This window comes from Bradyrhizobium sp. WYCCWR 13022, assembly GCF_030435535.1.
Lineage (GTDB): Bacteria > Pseudomonadota > Alphaproteobacteria > Rhizobiales > Xanthobacteraceae > Bradyrhizobium.
In genome coordinates this window covers 173,976-186,038 of record NZ_JAUIZJ010000023.1, presented here as the reverse complement: position 1 = coordinate 186,038, position 12,063 = coordinate 173,976, and the positions used below count along the sequence as shown (strand labels likewise).

The window sequence follows — 12,063 nt, the reverse complement described above, 5'->3', positions numbered from 1 at the left end:
GCGAAGGCGAAACCCGTCACCGTCCCGAAGTTGGAAGAGATCTGGCCGCGATGGCGATCACGTCAGCAGGCGCCTCGCGTTTGCGAGCGTCTGCGACGGAAGTTCTCCGATCGTGTTGCGGTAGAGCTTGGAGAAATCGCCCATGTGCCAGAAGCCGTGAGCGCAGGCGCTGGCCTTGACGGTGAGGCCGGGAACTCCGTTGCGGAGCTGCCGGCGGACGGCCCAGAGCCGCTTGAGCTGGCTGTAGCGCAGCGGACTGGTGCCGCAGACGGCGTGAACGGCACTGTTCATCGTTCGCGTTGAAATTCCGATCTCTTCCGCGAGAGTGTCGCAGTAGATGTCGGTGGTGTGGTTGGCGTGGATCGCACGCTCGATGTGATCCACGATTGTCTTGTAACGCGCACGCCCGTCGCGGCGGTCGATATACCCCGCGCACATGGCTTCGTCGAACGAGGAGAACAGTGCCGCTTCGATCGTCTCCGGTGTACCGTTTGCCTCAATGGCTTGGGGCTGTGCGGCAGCCGTCTCGAGAACGCCGCGCAGGTGCATTTGCAGACGTGCCAATTCGGCGTCAGGCAATCGCAGCAGCGCATGGCCGTCTTCGAACGTCAGCCAGCTGTCGGCCAAGGCATCGCGGCGGATCGACAGGATGGCGACCAGGCGCCCCTCCGGCTCGTAGACCGTGCAGTTGGCTGCCCCCTTCAGGATGATCAGCGACCGGTCGATTTCCCTGCCGTTCATCCGCGTCGAGGAGACGTCGTCCATGGGAACGACGATGATGAGCCGGCCGGAAAAGTCGTAACCCCTGATGATGCGCGGAAAGGTCCGCACCAGCGACAGGGAGCATGAGGGCAGCGTCACGCTGGCCCGCAGCACGGCGAAATTTCCGGTCCTGAGCGGAATGCTTTCGGCACTGGCATACCGTTCACTCTCGCGAAACTGGTCGATGTCCGCGTAGCGCACCAGCTCGAGCGATGTCGAGGCATGAAGGTTTCTGAAAAGCATCGGAAATTCGAATCAGCTGCAATGATATGAGTTCCATCATATTAACGCAGTCGTGGGTTGGGAAAAAGCGGCATTCGCGGTCATGCTGACCGGATACCTAAGCGGCCTCCTGAAGCAGCTTCGCGAGCGCGGCGGCCTGCGCGCTCGCCGATGAGAACTTCACCAACGCCGAGCGTCCGTCGATCCGCGCGATGGTTCCGGCAAGGTCTGCCGAACTGCCCTCGATCCGCAGCCGAACCTGGGTGCCGATCGGCCAATTCGCCGGGATATCGTCGATCCTCGCGCCGCCGCCCGAAATGTCCCGGACGACGACGCCAAAGGGGTTTCCGGCCACCAGCAGCGTGCCGGGACGGCTGACCTCCAGCCGCGTTGCCGTGCGGCGGTCGACATCCGACGTCGAGGTGCGGATGACGCGAACCAGCGTCAGTCGCAGTTCGTCGACCTTCTGGGCGATATCGACCGAACCATGTCGGATTTCGGCAGCACGACGTCCCGTCTCGACGGCCTCGCGCGAGACCGAGGCGATCTGAGCGGCAACCTCGCGGGCGGCGAGCGACGTTTCCTCGACGGTACGCGAGATCTCGAGCGTGACGGTATTCTGCTGCTCTATGGCGTCGGCGATGGTCGTCGAGACGGTTTCGACGTTGCGAATGACCTCGCCGATCGCGCTGATCGACTGCACCGAGGCGCGTGTCGATTCCTGGATCTCGGCAATCTGCTGCGAGATTTCGCTGGTCGCCTTGGCGGTCTGCTCGGCGAGCGACTTCACCTCGGATGCGACCACGGCAAAGCCGCGTCCGGCCTCGCCGGCGCGGGCCGCCTCGATCGTGGCGTTGAGCGCCAGCAGGTTGGTCTGCCCGGCGATCTCGCTGATCAGGTTGGTCACGGCGCCGACTTTGCCGGCTGCCTCTTCCAGCCGCGCAATGGTCGATTGTGCCTCGGCGGACGCGGTGACCGCCCGCTGTGTCAGGTCGCGGGAGGAGGAGACCTGCTGGGCGATCGCTGTAATCGACGCCGCCATGTGCGAGGAGGCCTTCGCCATCGTCTGCGCATTGGTGAGCGCTTCTTCGGCTGCGGCCGCGACACTGCTGGAGTTCTGGCCGAGCGTGCGTGCGGTGTCGTTCATCTGGGTCGCGTTGTCGGCCATCCGGGTGGTGCCGTTCGCGACCTCGGTGACGGCTGCGTTGGTCTCGCGCTCGACCGTCTCGGCCATCTCCTGAAGTGCGGCCGCCTTGGCCTCCTCGGCCTGCAGGCGTCGTTGCTCTTCCGCAGCAGCTTCCTCGCGTACCTTCTCGGCAGCCTTGATCTTGAATTGCTCGATCGAGCGCGCCATGTCGCCGATCTCGTCGGCGCGATTGAGGCCCGGCAGCTTCACGTCGAATTGCCCTGCGCCGAGCGAAATCAGCGCCGAGGTCATCGAAGAGAGCGCCGACGACATCCCGCGGGCGATGACCAGCGTGATTGCGCCGAGAACGAGGACGATGCAGAGCCCGGCGATGATCAGGGTTTTCACGCTCGACCAGACCTGCGCGTCCAGATCGTCGATGTAGACGCCGCTGCCGATCACCCATCCCCACGGCGCGAAGCCCGCGACATAGGACAGTTTCGGTTGCGGCGCGTCCTTGCCGGGCTTCGGCCATTGATATTCGACCACGCCGGCCCCCTGGCGCTTGACCGTGTCGACGAACTCCATGAACAGACGCTTCCCGGTCGGATCCTCGATGTTGCCGAGATCCTGTCCGTTGAGCTCCGGCTTGATCGGGTGAATGATCATGCGCGGTTCCAGATCGTTGATCCAGAAATAGTCTCCGTTGCCGTAGCGAAGCTTGCCGATCTCTTCGGCCGCGCGCTGACGGGCGACGTCATCCGGCGTCTTGTCGCGCTGCGATTTGTCGTACTCGCTCCTGGCGATGCCGAGCGCTGATTGAACGAGATGGCTCAGCTCGTTCTGGCGCTGCTCACGGAGCGAGACGGCAAGATTGTGGATCTGTACGGCGGCGAGGCCCAACAGGCCGCAGAAGCTCAACCCGATGATACCGTAGATGCGCAGCTTGATCGAAAGGCGCGGCTTCATTCGCCAGATCTCCGTAAGTTTGCGGAATGCTTTGCGTCTCGCGGCCCGGCACGAGCTTCGTACGCGCTGTCGGCAGCCTAGCGAAGTGAAGTGTCGATGCGATTAAGCGGCCTATCGAAATTTGGAGAGATTCGAGTCGGAGATGAACTATCCTGCCGAGAAAGACGCGCAACTCGCCGGATCTCGATAGGAACATCATCGGTGCGTGAATCACGCGCAGGTATCGTGATGGGGAATCCGGGCATGGTGCCGGGAGCGATCGCTGCGATGACGAATCTGCTGCTGAAAGCGCTTACTGAATTCCGATAGGGAAGTTTGTTGCGCTTTAGATGATTAACGACATACTAAACGCGAAAGTTCAAGAAAATCGAGACAAGGAACGCTGATGTCGAATGTCGTGGCATTCCCGGCGCAAGCAAGCGCGTCTGCCTCAAAGGCGGTCAGTCGGTTGAATGAGATCTGGAAGGCCGTCGAAGCATTCACGCTCGAGATGCAGTACGAACGCGTGACGCCCGCCGAGATGATGCGGGTGCTCAGGATCTTCAACACGGCAAACAGCTGCATCAGAATCGTTCTGTCGGAGTTCAAGAATGACCCTGCCATCGATGAGCTGGTCGGCCATTCACGTGAAATCGCACGGATGATCGAAGAGGCGCGTCGAACGGTCGCGAGCCTCATGAAGGCGAGCGATGATCGGGCCTCGAGGCCCGAGCCTTCCGCTGCCAAGCGCCTCGGAGACTGAGGCTCGCGCGTTGTTGAAGAGGTGGCCTGTCGGGCAAAACACCCGCCTCCCGCCGAAGTCCGTCAACCCTCCTGCGCGAAAATATTCCACTTTACCGAAATTCGGAATTTTGGCATTCTCTGCGTCATCCCGGCCCGAGGAGAGGGGCGATCGTACGTCGTCGCGAACGTGGGCCGGGGATGCGGTGGACGCAGCGGCGCCGGCGCGGATGTGAGGGCAGGGCGGGCAGAGGATTGAGCCGAACCCCGTGAGCCCGGCACAAGCCGTGTCGTACGAACGGCGCCTATGCGTACGGCAAAACCGTGTGGTCCCGGCCGTCGTCGCTACGGTCAAGCACTTGCGGATGCGGCATTGCGCCAACCGGCGCGGTGCCGGTGACTTCCGTCGGGCGAGGGAGGCCAGAAGGAATTCGGCTCCCGGGAGAGCACGGCATAAGCCGTCCAACCATCGCGCAGGGAAGGCCGAGTGTTCGGCGTCACCTGTATGCTGCTGTGCGGTTTCCTTGCGCTACACTTTCGCGCAGCGGACCGCGGGTGCCCGTCGGCACCCGGTCTTCCCTGCGCCCTCTTCACAAGAGGAGGGCAACGGCAACGGGCAAAACTCGGGCGTTCGATGCCGCGAGAATGCCGATCCGTGCTTGTTTCCAGAAGATGAAATGGTGCTGCCAGACAGGATTGAACTGTCGACCTCTCCATTACCAATGGAGTGCTCTACCACTGAGCTACGGCAGCATGTGCTGGGATCAGAATCGGCCGCCCGAGGGGCCTACCAAGCGGGCCGATATCTGCCACAGGCCTCCACGCTGTGCAAGCTTGCAAGGGCGGCCAAAGCGAGAAAATCGGGGCGATATCGGGGGTATTACGGCTGTTTCGGCTCGAAACGACCGACTTTGCGTCGATTTTGGTTCCGCTTCCCCCACCAACTGGCCAGTTGGCCAATGGAGCGGATTCGACCCATTTTGGATTTCGCACGATCGGGACCATCAGGGCCTCTTGAGCTGCCGCAATCCCTGGGCATGTTACTGCCGACCGCTGTATGGACCCGTGATGGCTGACCAGAACGACAAGACCACGAGACAAGACCGCACATCGCGGGACGACCGCCTGAAATCGGCGCTGCGGGAGAATCTGAAGCGGCGCAAGGCGCAGGCGCGCGAACGCTCCGCAAGTGTCGATCCCTCGCAAAACGAAGATGGTTCCCTAAATGATGGGGCCGCCGGCGAGGCCGGCAAATAGAAATTTGGAGTGCATTGACGTGGCCATCGGGCAGACCGAGCAGGACCAGACCGACAGGAACGCGCAGATGTCGCGTTTCACCCGCCCCGAGCAGACGTTTCCGACGCTGACCTCAGCCGAGATCGAGCGTCTCAGGCATTTCGGCGAGTTCCGCACCTATCATCATGGTGAGCTGCTGTTCGAGACCGGCAAGCCGGGGCCGGGCATGTTCGTCGTGCTCAAGGGCCATGTCGCCATCACCCAGCGCGACGGGCTCGGTCATGTCACCCCGCTGATTGACCAGGGGCCGGGGCAATTTCTGGCCGAGCTCAGCCAGCTCTCCGGCCGGCCGGCCCTGGTCGATGGCCGCGCCGAAGGCGACGTCGAGACGCTGCTGCTGCCGCCCGAGCGCCTGCGCGCGCTGCTGGTCGCCGAGGCCGAGCTTGGCGAGCGCATCATGCGCGCGCTGATTCTGCGGCGGGTCAATCTGCTCCAGGCGGGCGTCGGCGGCATCGTGCTGATCGGCTCCTCGCATTCCGCCGGCGTGGTGCGCTTGCAGGGGTTCCTCACCCGCAACGGCCAGCCGCATCATCTGCTCGATCCCGAGCGCGATCGCGACGCCGCCGAATTGATCGCGCGCTATTCGCCGAAGCCGGAGGACTGGCCGCTGGTGGTCACGTCGGACGGCGCGGTGCTGCGCAATCCCAGCGAGACCGAGGTCGCGCGCGCGATCGGCATGATCGGCGGCCCGCGCAATGACCGCATCTACGACGTCGCGATCGTCGGCTGCGGACCGGCGGGGCTCGCCACCGCCGTGTATGCGGCCTCCGAAGGGCTGTCGGTCGCGGTGCTCGATATCAGAGCCTTCGGCGGCCAGGCCGGCGCCAGCGCGCGCATCGAAAACTATCTGGGCTTCCCGACCGGCATTTCCGGCCAGGCGCTGACCGCGCGCGCCTTCAACCAGGCGCAGAAATTCGGCGCCGACATCATGATCCCCGTCACGGTGAAGTCGCTCGACTGCACGCGCAAGGACGGCGCGTTTGCAGTTGCGCTCGACGGCAGCGATCCCTTGCGCTCGCGCGCGGTGGTGGTCGCCAGCGGTGCGCGCTATCGCCGGCCTGAGATCGCCAATCTCGACAAGTTCGAGGGCCGCGGCGTCTGGTACTGGGCCTCCCCGGTCGAGGCCAAGCTGTGCGCCGGCGAGGAAGTGGCGCTGGTCGGCGCCGGCAATTCGGCGGGGCAGGCCGCAGTGTTCCTCTCGGGACACGCCAAGAAGGTCTTGATGATCATCCGCGGCGGCGGCCTTGGCGCCAGCATGTCGCGCTATCTCATCGAGCGCATCGAGGCGACCCCGAACATCGAATTGCTGTTCAACACCGAGATCACGGCGCTCGAAGGCGACGAGGCCTCGCTGCTGCGGCGGATACACTGGAAGAGCAGGCTGTCCGATGACGAGGATTTTGCCGACATCAAGAATCTCTTTCTGTTCGTCGGCGCCGATCCCGCCACCGGCTGGCTCGACGGGTGCGGCGTCACGCTCGATCGCGGCGGCTTCGTCGTTACGGGTGCGCAATCCGAGCTGAACCAGGGCAGGCTGGTGGCGCCGCTCGAGACCTCCGTACCCGGCGTCTACGCCGTCGGCGACGTCCGCTCCGGCTCGGTCAAGCGCGTCGGCGGCGCCATCGGCGAAGGCGCGCAGGTCGTGGCTTCGCTGCACGGCTATCTCGGCGACGCCGCAAAACCGGCGCTTTAGAGCACGATCCGGATAAGTGTGAAGCGGTTTTCCGGCAAGATCGTGCTCAAAAAAATAAGTCAAGGACAAGACAAGCAGACGGCAAGCCGATTGTGACTTGCCATCTTGTCGTGTCCCACGGACTATTGCCGCGTCGCGCGACCAATCGCGTGGAAGAACAAAGATTCAACGGGAGGACTAAATGGCCGAACTCGTCGTGCTCTACAAGACGCCCAAGGACGCCGCCGCCTTCGACAAGCATTACGCCGAGACTCACATTCCTCTTGCGAAGAAACTTCCGGGCCTGAAGAAATACGCCGTCAGCACCGGCGCAGTCGGCTCGCCAGCGGGTCCCTCAGGCGTTCACCTCGTCGCCATTCTCTCCTTCGACAGCGTGGGCGACATCCAGAAGGCCTTCGGCAGCGAAGCTGGCAAGGCGGCCGCCGGCGACGTGCCGAAATTCGCAAGCGGCGGCGCCGATCTCTTGATCTTCGACACCAAGGACGTGTGAGCGCGTCGACCGATTCAACTTTCGTCGAAAGCTGCCGTCGTTTGTGACAGCGCTGCAAAAGATTCAGTCATGCATTTGTCGATTCGCACGATGATGCATGGCTGGACGCGCATGTGTGATCGTGCCGCATGTGGCAATCCGATGAGGACCGTAATATCAATCCTCCGATCTCAACGCAGAGAGTAGGAGAGATGCCATGGTTCTCGGGATGAGCCTGCAAGCCTTCACACTGGTCCATGTCGTCATCAGCCTGATCGCCATCGCCGCGGGCCTGATCGTGATGTTCGGTCTGCTCGGCTCGAAGTCGATGCCGGGCCTCACCGCGGTCTTCCTCCTCTTCACCATCCTGACCAACGCGACGGGCTTTCTGTTTCCGTTCAAGGAACTGCTGCCCTCCTACATCATAGCCGGCATCTCGCTGGTGCTGCTCGCGATCGCCTGCCTCGCGCTCTACGGCATGAAGCTCAAAGGCGCCTGGCGCCCGGTCTACATCGTGACCGCGATGATCTCGCTCTACTTCAACGTCTTCGTGCTGATCATCCAGTCGTTCCTGAAGATTCCGGCGCTCGCCGCACTGGCGCCGGCCGTGCCGCCGGCGCCGCCGTCCGGCCCGGTGTTCGCGGCAGTGCAGGGCATCGTGCTGGTGTTCTTCGTCGTGGTGACGATCGGCGCCTGGCGCCGCTACAAGCCGGTGGCGTTCGCCTGATCGTTTCTGACCACGACGAAAGGAACTCCCCAATGCCTACCATCACCACCAAGGACGGCGTCGAGATCTTCTACAAGGATTGGGGCTCGGGCCAGCCGATCGTGTTCAGCCATGGCTGGCCGCTGTCGTCCGACGACTGGGACGCGCAGATGATGTTCTTCGTCACCCGCGGCTATCGCGTGATCGCCCATGACCGTCGCGGCCATGGCCGCTCGGCGCAGGTCGCCGACGGCCACGACATGGATCATTATGCCGACGATCTCGCGGCGGTCACCGCGCATCTCGACCTCAAGAACGCGCTCCATGTCGGACATTCCACCGGCGGCGGCGAGGTCGTGCACTACATCGCGCGCCACGGCGAGTCCCGCGTCGCGAAGGCCGCGATCCTCTCCGCGGTGCCGCCGCTGATGGTGAAGACGGACGCCAATCCCGGCGGTTTGCCGAAGAGCGTGTTCGACGGCTTCCAGGCCGCGCTCGCCGCCGGCCGTTCGGCGTTCTATCGCGACATCGCCGCCGGCCCGTTCTACGGCTACAACCGTCCCGGCGCAAAACCGTCGGAAGCGGTGATCCAGAACTGGTGGCGCCAGGGCATGATGGGCGGCGCGAAAGCGCATTACGACGGCATCGTCGCGTTCTCGCAGACCGATTTCACCGAGGATTTGAAGAAGATCAACGTGCCGGTGCTGGTGATGCATGGCGACGACGACCAGATCGTGCCCTACGCCGATTCCGCGCCGCTGTCGGCCAAGCTGCTCAAGAACGGCACACTGAAGACCTACAAGGGCTTTCCGCACGGCATGCCGACCACGGAAGCCGAAACCATCAACGCGGATCTGCTGGCGTTCTTCAAGAGCTGAGCGTTGGCTCTGACCCTCTCCTGTTTGCGGGAGAGGGTGGCTACGCCGCACTGGCGGCGAGACAGGGTTGTTTGACCTCGCCGCTGTGGTCCGTGCTGCGCCGGATCTCGCCCGGGCTCGTCACATCGACCGAGCAGATGGGCCGCGCCATGCTTCATGTCGCCCGGGTCGGCTATCCCAGCAAGGTGCTGGAGATGAAGGATATCAATAGCCTCTAGTCCGTTGTCCGAAGGCCCGCTAGTTTGCGGGGAAATTTCGGCTACCCCGCGCGTTGAGCCGTATCAGCCATCGAGGAGAAGTGTCGGTGATGTCTCCCCAGCTCAAACTGATCGCGCTCGATGCCGACGATCTCGCCGTGATCTCGACCCATGTGCAGGATGCCCGCGTGCAGCCGTCGGACATCGTCTGGCGACAGGGCGAGAAGCGTCTGGTGGTCGGCATGAGCCGGCTGGATTGGGAGCAGACGCTGGCGGGCGAGACAGAGCCGCGCCGGCTGGTGTCAGCGCTTCGCTTCGACCGGGTGCTTGCCTGCAAATCGCGCAACATCGATCTCGCCGCCCCTGAAGCGGTCCTGGATCTCGTCGGCATCGAGTTTCATCCCCAGGACGGCCGCGACGATGAGCCTGGCGGCAGCGCGCTGCTGCTGTTCGCCCAGGGCGGCGCCATCCGCCTCGATGTCGAATGCCTGGAATGCCAGCTCACCGATCTCGGGGCGGACGAATTGGGGACGGGAGTCGGGATCGAGGGGGAGGGGTGAGGTGGCCTGTATACCAGCCGAGCCGGCTCAGGCGCTCGTCCGGAACGGTCGCTCCCAAGGGTTGACGCAGCTTCCCCGCCGCGCCATTGAGCAGGGGGGCCTGTGAGCCGCACTGCGCCCCGCAAACCAGCAGAAGCCAAGCCCAAAATGCCCGTTCGTCTCGACCGCAGCAGCGCCGATTTTGACCAGCGATTCGCGGCCTTCCTCGCCGCCAAGCGCGAGGTCTCGGCCGACGTCGAGGCCGCCGCGCGCGCCATCGTCGATGACGTGGCCAGGCGGGGCGATGCCGCCCTGCTCGAGGCCACCGCAAAATTCGACCGGCTCAAGCTGGATGCCTCCGGCCTGCGCGTCTCGGCCGCCGAGATCGAAGCCGCGAAAGAAGCCTGCGAAGCCGGGACGCTGGATGCGCTCGAGCTCGCGCGCGATCGCATCGAGGTTTACCACCGCCGGCAGTTGCCGAAGGACGAGCGCTTCACCGACCCGCTCGGCGTCGAGCTCGGCTGGCGCTACACCGCAATCGAATCCGCCGGCCTCTACGTGCCCGGCGGCACCGCCGCCTATCCGTCCTCGGTGCTGATGAACGCGGTGCCGGCCAAGGTCGCGGGGGTGACGCGCCTCGTGATGGTGGTGCCCTCGCCGGACGGCAAGCTCAATCCGCTGGTGCTGGCGGCGGCTTCGCTCGGCGGCGTCACCGAGATCTACCGCGTCGGCGGCGCGCAGGCCGTCGCCGCGCTCGCCTACGGCACCGCGACGATCGCGCCGGTCGCCAAGATCGTCGGCCCCGGCAACGCCTACGTCGCTGCCGCAAAACGGCTGGTGTTCGGCAAGGTCGGCATCGACATGATTGCCGGTCCCTCCGAGGTGCTGGTGATTGCCGACGACACCGGCAATGCCGACTGGATCGCCGCCGATCTCCTGGCGCAGGCCGAGCACGATGCCAGCGCGCAGTCGATCCTGGTCACGGACTCGGCGCGTCTCGCCGCCGATGTCGAGAAGGCCGTCGAGGCGCAGCTGAAGACGCTGCCGCGCGCCGCGATTGCCGGTAAGTCCTGGGCCGATTTCGGCGCGATCATCATGGTGAAGAACCTCACTGAGGCCATCCCGCTTGCGGATGCGATCGCCGCCGAGCATCTCGAGATCATGACCGCAGATCCCGACGCGCTCGCTGCAAAAATCCGCAACGCCGGCGCCGTGTTCCTCGGCGCGCATACGCCCGAGGCGATCGGCGATTATGTCGGCGGCTCCAACCACGTGCTGCCGACGGCGCGCTCGGCGAGATTCTCCTCAGGACTCGGGGTCGCCGATTTCATGAAGCGCACCTCGATCCTGAAATGCGGCCCGGACCAGCTGCGTGCGCTGGGGCCGGCCGCGATGACGCTCGGACAAGCGGAGGGGCTGGACGCCCATTCGCGCTCGATTGGATTGCGCCTCAATCTGTCATGACAAAGCCGCCCGAACAGGACGACTCGACCAATCGCATCGTCGCGGTCACCCTCGACGAGGACTCGATCGGCCGTTCCGGCCCCGACATCGAGCATGAGCGTGCGATCGCGATCTACGACCTGATCGAGCAGAATCTGTTCGCGCCCGATGGCGCCGACGGCAAGGGCCCGTTCACGCTGCATATCGGCATCACCGGCAGCCGGCTGATGTTCGACATCCGCCAGGAGGACGGCACGCCCGTGGTCGCGCATCTGTTGTCGCTGACGCCGTTCCGGCGGATCGTGAAGGACTATTTCATGATCTGCGACAGCTACTACCAGGCGATCCGTACTGCGACCCCGGACAAGATCGAGGCCATCGACATGGGGCGCCGCGGCATCCATGACGAGGGATCGCGCACGCTGCAGGAGCGGCTGAAGGGCAAGGTGCGGGTCGACTTCGAGACCTCGCGCCGGCTGTTCACGCTCATCACTGTTCTTCACTGGAAGGGCTAAACGCGGATGGCTGCGCCCCCACGCGCAAGCAATCCGCAATCGGTGCTGTTCGCCTGCGCGATGAACAGCGTGCGCTCGCCGATGGCCGCGAGCCTGTTGCAGCACATGTTTCCGCAAGGCCTCTACGTGAAGTCGGCCGGCGCCAGGAAAGGCGAGCTCGATCCGTTCGCGGTGGCCGTGATGGCCGAGCTCGACCAGGACATCTCGACCCACAAGCCGCAGACCTTCGAGGAGCTGGAGGATTGGGAGGGGCTGAATTTCGATCTCATCATCACGCTGTCGCCCGAGGCGCACCACAAGGCGCTGGAGCTGACGCGGACGCTTGCTGCCGACGTCGAATACTGGCCGACGCAGGATCCCACCATCATCGAAGGCAGTCGCGACCAGAAGCTCGCCGCCTATCGCGAGGTCTGCGACCAGCTCCTGATGCGCATCCGCCGGCGCTTCGCCAAGGTCGGCGCTGCGAGCGGGTAGGATGCGGTGTCCGTAACACCCGCGTCACAGATTGAGGGCACAGCCATGTCGGAC

At 64.3% G+C, this 12,063-nt stretch carries 13 protein-coding genes and 1 tRNA gene; 11 read left to right on the top strand and 3 right to left on the bottom strand.

All coding sequences use genetic code 11. From position 1 onward, the window contains the following. Nucleotides 1–57: 57 nt before the first annotated feature. Both QY049_RS27880 and QY049_RS27875 read right to left on the bottom strand, forming a co-directional pair. Nucleotides 58–1,005 carry a helix-turn-helix domain-containing protein gene (locus tag QY049_RS27880; protein WP_194479369.1) on the bottom strand — a complete coding sequence of 316 codons (948 nt, stop codon included), beginning with the start codon at nt 1,003–1,005 and terminating at the stop codon, nt 58–60. A gap of 97 nt (nt 1,006–1,102) precedes the next feature. Further along, the gene (locus tag QY049_RS27875) at nt 1,103–3,079 is read right to left on the bottom strand and encodes a cache domain-containing protein (protein ID WP_258764943.1); all 1,977 of its coding nucleotides are present in this window, start codon (nt 3,077–3,079) and stop codon (nt 1,103–1,105) included. Nucleotides 3,080–3,464: 385 nt separating this feature from the next. Between QY049_RS27875 and QY049_RS27870 the strand changes: the two genes are divergently transcribed. Then, the gene (locus QY049_RS27870; protein WP_194479371.1) at nt 3,465–3,821 is read left to right on the top strand and encodes a hypothetical protein; all 357 of its coding nucleotides are present in this window, start codon (nt 3,465–3,467) and stop codon (nt 3,819–3,821) included. A gap of 656 nt (nt 3,822–4,477) precedes the next feature. On the opposite strand, the gene QY049_RS27865 is transcribed toward QY049_RS27870, so the two are convergent. After that, a tRNA-Thr gene (locus QY049_RS27865) sits at nt 4,478–4,552 on the bottom strand. Between the two features lie 315 nt (nt 4,553–4,867). Here QY049_RS27865 and QY049_RS27860 point away from each other — a divergent pair. The 10 genes from QY049_RS27860 to QY049_RS27815 all read left to right on the top strand — a co-directional run bounded on the left by QY049_RS27860 (nt 4,868) and on the right by QY049_RS27815 (nt 12,009). Beyond that, a complete protein-coding gene (locus QY049_RS27860) occupies nt 4,868–5,056 on the top strand; it encodes a hypothetical protein (protein WP_258764945.1) in 189 nt (62 codons plus the stop codon). After that, nucleotides 5,025–6,788 (top strand): FAD-dependent oxidoreductase, encoded by a 1,764-nt coding sequence (locus QY049_RS27855; protein ID WP_258764954.1) that lies wholly within the window; start codon nt 5,025–5,027, stop codon nt 6,786–6,788. Before QY049_RS27860 ends, QY049_RS27855 begins: the two co-directional genes overlap by 32 nt. Nucleotides 6,789–6,969: 181 nt before the next feature. After that, nucleotides 6,970–7,278: an EthD family reductase gene (locus tag QY049_RS27850; RefSeq protein ID WP_194479374.1), complete on the top strand. Its 309-nt coding sequence runs from the start codon at nt 6,970–6,972 to the stop codon at nt 7,276–7,278. 196 nt (nt 7,279–7,474) lie between these two features. Next, nucleotides 7,475–7,984, top strand: coding sequence for a hypothetical protein (locus QY049_RS27845; RefSeq protein WP_258764956.1), 510 nt, complete (start codon nt 7,475–7,477; stop codon nt 7,982–7,984). 32 nt (nt 7,985–8,016) lie between these two features. Further along, nucleotides 8,017–8,841 (top strand): alpha/beta fold hydrolase, encoded by an 825-nt coding sequence (locus QY049_RS27840; RefSeq protein WP_258764958.1) that lies wholly within the window; start codon nt 8,017–8,019, stop codon nt 8,839–8,841. A 71-nt stretch (nt 8,842–8,912) separates the two neighbouring features. Continuing rightward, on the top strand, nt 8,913–9,059 hold the full coding sequence (locus tag QY049_RS27835) for a hypothetical protein (protein ID WP_246755692.1): 147 nt from the start codon (nt 8,913–8,915) through the stop codon (nt 9,057–9,059). 89 nt (nt 9,060–9,148) lie between these two features. Next, nucleotides 9,149–9,598 carry a DUF2948 family protein gene (locus QY049_RS27830; protein ID WP_194482586.1) on the top strand — a complete coding sequence of 150 codons (450 nt, stop codon included), beginning with the start codon at nt 9,149–9,151 and terminating at the stop codon, nt 9,596–9,598. A gap of 147 nt (nt 9,599–9,745) precedes the next feature. After that, entirely contained in the window at nt 9,746–11,041 is a 1,296-nt protein-coding gene (gene hisD / locus QY049_RS27825; RefSeq protein WP_258764959.1) for a histidinol dehydrogenase, read from the top strand. After that, nucleotides 11,038–11,535, top strand: a complete 498-nt coding sequence (locus tag QY049_RS27820) for a UPF0262 family protein (RefSeq protein WP_194479378.1) — start codon at nt 11,038–11,040, stop codon at nt 11,533–11,535. Before hisD ends, QY049_RS27820 begins: the two co-directional genes overlap by 4 nt. 6 nt (nt 11,536–11,541) lie before the next feature. Then, entirely contained in the window at nt 11,542–12,009 is a 468-nt protein-coding gene (locus QY049_RS27815; RefSeq protein ID WP_301270222.1) for a low molecular weight phosphatase family protein, read from the top strand. Nucleotides 12,010–12,063: the final 54 nt, after the last annotated feature.

Excerpts from the sequence above, each read along its gene's own strand:
- QY049_RS27850 (WP_194479374.1), top strand. The coding sequence starts at position 6,970 with ATGGCCGAACTCGTCGTGCTCTACAAGACGCCCAAGGACGCCGCCGCC.
- hisD (WP_258764959.1), top strand. The coding sequence starts at position 9,746 with ATGCCCGTTCGTCTCGACCGCAGCAGCGCCGATTTTGACCAGCGATTC.
- QY049_RS27880 (WP_194479369.1), bottom strand. The coding sequence starts at position 1,005 with ATGCTTTTCAGAAACCTTCATGCCTCGACATCGCTCGAGCTGGTGCGC.
- QY049_RS27820 (WP_194479378.1), top strand. The coding sequence starts at position 11,038 with ATGACAAAGCCGCCCGAACAGGACGACTCGACCAATCGCATCGTCGCG.
- QY049_RS27840 (WP_258764958.1), top strand. The coding sequence starts at position 8,017 with ATGCCTACCATCACCACCAAGGACGGCGTCGAGATCTTCTACAAGGAT.
- QY049_RS27830 (WP_194482586.1), top strand. The coding sequence starts at position 9,149 with ATGTCTCCCCAGCTCAAACTGATCGCGCTCGATGCCGACGATCTCGCC.
- QY049_RS27860 (WP_258764945.1), top strand. The coding sequence starts at position 4,868 with ATGGCTGACCAGAACGACAAGACCACGAGACAAGACCGCACATCGCGG.
- QY049_RS27875 (WP_258764943.1), bottom strand. The coding sequence starts at position 3,079 with ATGAAGCCGCGCCTTTCGATCAAGCTGCGCATCTACGGTATCATCGGG.
- QY049_RS27845 (WP_258764956.1), top strand. The coding sequence starts at position 7,475 with ATGGTTCTCGGGATGAGCCTGCAAGCCTTCACACTGGTCCATGTCGTC.
- QY049_RS27855 (WP_258764954.1), top strand. The coding sequence starts at position 5,025 with ATGATGGGGCCGCCGGCGAGGCCGGCAAATAGAAATTTGGAGTGCATT.
- QY049_RS27815 (WP_301270222.1), top strand. The coding sequence starts at position 11,542 with ATGGCTGCGCCCCCACGCGCAAGCAATCCGCAATCGGTGCTGTTCGCC.
- QY049_RS27870 (WP_194479371.1), top strand. The coding sequence starts at position 3,465 with ATGTCGAATGTCGTGGCATTCCCGGCGCAAGCAAGCGCGTCTGCCTCA.